The following is a 2460-nucleotide window of genomic DNA, read 5'->3' on the forward strand; positions in this document are numbered from 1 at the left end:
CTCATATAGAGTCCTTATAGACTTATTCATTTATACATTAGACTTTCCTTGTTCCCAAATAAACTCACCTGAATGAGAAATTAAATCTTCAACAGATTGTAATACTAAATCTGCAAGTGGTTCTAGCGTTTGACGATCACCCGTACCAGATAGTACGCCAATCGCATAACAGTCGCCACCATTTTTCGCTAAATATAAATCCGTCGGTGTATCCCCGATGACTGCTACTTCACATGTCTCTAAATTAAATCTCTCACAAAACGATTCTACAATTTTTTTATCTGGCTTCTGTGCTGGAAATGTATCTGAAGCTATAACACAATCAAAAAAAGCTTCCAATTGATATTGCTTTAAAAATAATTCTGTCGGCGCGAAATCATCAGCTGTAACGACACCTAGAATAAACCCTCTATCCTTTAACGCTTGTAAAACTTTCGGTAAATCTGCCGTCATTCTCATATGTGAACGATGCTCGTACATAAGAGCAAACAACTTTTCACTTACCCACTCATGCATCTCCTCTTCCTTAGATGACGTAATATACTTACAAAGCCCCTTTGCAACATCAAGRCTYGTTCCAGCAGCKAKYGCACTACGMGGATGAACAAATGCCCCATCYACACCRATYTCTTTTAATAAAGCCTGCTGCATTGACTGTGGGAGTTGATATAATTTTATACATTCAGCGACAAGCTCTTCAGCTACTTTTATCCAAATTGAATGAAAATCCATTAATGTCCCATCTTTATCAAATAGTATTGCTTTTACCTTCTCCATAGCATCCTACCTCTCATTTCTTATCTCTTCCAGTGTATCAATAAAATATGGATATAAAATAAACGAATTGTAAAAATACCATAAAAATCAAACTAACTTACAATTTACAATTCATCTGCACATAGAGAAACTTTAATCAGTGGGGGAATCTTATTGCTCGCAAATAGTGAGGGGAAAGCAAAAAAAAGATGCCTTTACAGGGCATCCTCTTGATGTTCAGGAACAAATAGTTCCAGACAATGATATATATTTTCAAATTCCATTGGTGCATCTCCGCCATATTCACCATCTAAGTTGATCATTAATTTATCAGGTGAATGCACTTTAATACGATTCGCTTGTGTATATAGTACTTTCGGATTGTTAATATGTTCCCCACGCTGCGCTTGTGTTGCTGCTTTAATTAAATCAGCGATAGAACCTTTTTTCAGTACTAATAAATCAAATAATCCATCGTTAATAGATGCATATGGTGCTACTTTTTCGAATCCACCAACTGAACGAGTATTCGTAATTAAAAACATCGTAATTTCTTCTTGTAGCARYTTCCCATCATACTCAATTTCAACATATGTTGGATGTAATGATGGTAACATTTCGATTCCTTTTAAATAGTAAGCGAGTTGGCCTAATACCGTTTTTAGCTTGCTTGGTACTTCATATGTTAATTCTGTAATACGGCCGCCACCAGCGATATTAATGAAATATGTATCATTTGCTCTACCAAGATCTAACGGTACCGTTGTTCCTTCACAAATAATATCCGCAGCCTCTTCAATAACACGAGGTACACCGATCGCACGCGCAAAATCATTTGTCGTTCCAACTGGAATAATTCCAAACTTTGGACGATGCTCATGTCCTACTAAACCGTTCACTACTTCATTTAACGTACCATCACCACCAGCTGCGATAACAACATCAAACTTACGATCCGCAGCTTGCCTCGCTGCCACAGTCGCATCTCCAGGACCAGTTGTCGCATGACAAGACGCTTCATATCCAGCTTGTTCTAATTTTTGTAATACTTCTGGTAAGCTCTTCTTAAATAGCTCGCGCCCAGAAGTAGGATTATAAATAATTCTTGCTCGCTTCATCATTTATTAGCACAGGAAATTCCTTATTCATTGAAAAACGAATACACCGAACCCTTATTCAGTATCCCTATGCTTACCTCCTCTCATCTTCCTATCCTTCTTTAATTCCGCTCAAACAGGCAGTAAGAACCCGATTCGTGTAGCCCATCAAAAGTAACTATTCACTCCTGATAGTTTTGCTTTATGTCTATCCATTCTCTCACATCAATTTACATATAATGAATAATAATTATCTATTATTTCATGAGATGAAAAAACTCTCTATGTCTAGATTTATCATTATTCCCACCTTTTTGCAACTATCATACCATAGTTGCTATACAAACATTTTTTCACTTTTGACAGTTAATCAAACGTTTGTTTAAATTATTTTTCACCATTTAAACAAACGTTTGATTAACTCAGAAAAAACACCCAAATACGGGTGTTTTTTCTGTTTAATCTTTAAGAATCTATACTATTTTAGCGTTCAAAAATAAGAATTCTTCTCTTTTTTTAGCGCTTATTAATCTCTTCAAGTAAGATTTTATTAACAAGCGGTGGATTTGCTTGTCCTTTTGTAGCTTTCATAATTTGACCAACTAAG

3 protein-coding genes are annotated in these 2460 nt (G+C 35.9%); all 3 read right to left on the bottom strand.

Features of this window, described 5'->3' with window-relative positions; translation table 11 throughout:
- Positions 1 to 30: 30 nt before the first annotated feature.
- The gene (locus AC1DJR_RS26335; protein ID WP_477003894.1) at positions 31 to 777 is read right to left on the bottom strand and encodes an HAD family hydrolase; all 747 of its coding nucleotides are present in this window, start codon (positions 775 to 777) and stop codon (positions 31 to 33) included.
- A gap of 194 nt (positions 778 to 971) precedes the next feature.
- Positions 972 to 1877 (bottom strand): diacylglycerol kinase, encoded by a 906-nt coding sequence (locus tag AC1DJR_RS26340; RefSeq protein WP_002010051.1) that lies wholly within the window; start codon positions 1875 to 1877, stop codon positions 972 to 974.
- 492 nt (positions 1878 to 2369) lie between these two features.
- A partial coding sequence (locus AC1DJR_RS26345) for a hypothetical protein (RefSeq protein WP_477003895.1) occupies positions 2370 to 2460 on the bottom strand: 91 nt, incomplete at its 5' end.

Source organism: Bacillus sp. 05T31 (assembly GCF_056396725.1).